This window comes from Desulfofundulus thermobenzoicus (assembly GCF_009428905.1).
Classification (GTDB): Bacteria; Bacillota; Desulfotomaculia; order Desulfotomaculales; family Desulfovirgulaceae; genus Desulfofundulus_A; species Desulfofundulus_A thermobenzoicus.
This window is the reverse complement of record NZ_WHYR01000257.1, coordinates 1-392: the sequence shown is the minus strand read 5'-3', so window position 1 is coordinate 392 and position 392 is coordinate 1. Positions and strand designations below refer to the sequence as shown.

Genomic DNA, 392 nt, shown 5'->3' with positions numbered 1-392 from the left:
TCATTGGTCTGTCCCTCGATCAAACCGATGTCGACATGGAATAAACGGACATGTCTGGCGATCGCCTCTGTATTATCAATGACCACCTCAATATCAACATGCGGATAGAGCTGATGAAACTCTGCCAATATTTGCGGCAGCACATACTCACCAATTGTGAAGCTCGCCCCGATGGTCAGCTTTCCTCTTGCCAAATGATGATGCTCATAAATGTCCTGCTTCGCCTGTTCATAGAGACGAATGATTTGTTTTGATCGATGGTACAGCATATCCCCAGTTGGTGTAACGGTTAATTGCTTTGGTGAACGATTCAGCAGAACGGTCTGGAATTCCTGCTCCAAGTTCTTAATATGAAGACTGACACTCGGCTGAGAAATTCGCAGCTTTTGGGC

General features: G+C 45.9%; 1 protein-coding gene. It reads right to left on the bottom strand.

Going from position 1 to position 392, the window contains the following annotated elements; genetic code table 11:
• Window positions 1-392, bottom strand: a 392-nt coding sequence (locus GFC01_RS18535) for a LysR family transcriptional regulator (RefSeq protein WP_152948536.1), incomplete at both ends; no start/stop codon positions are given.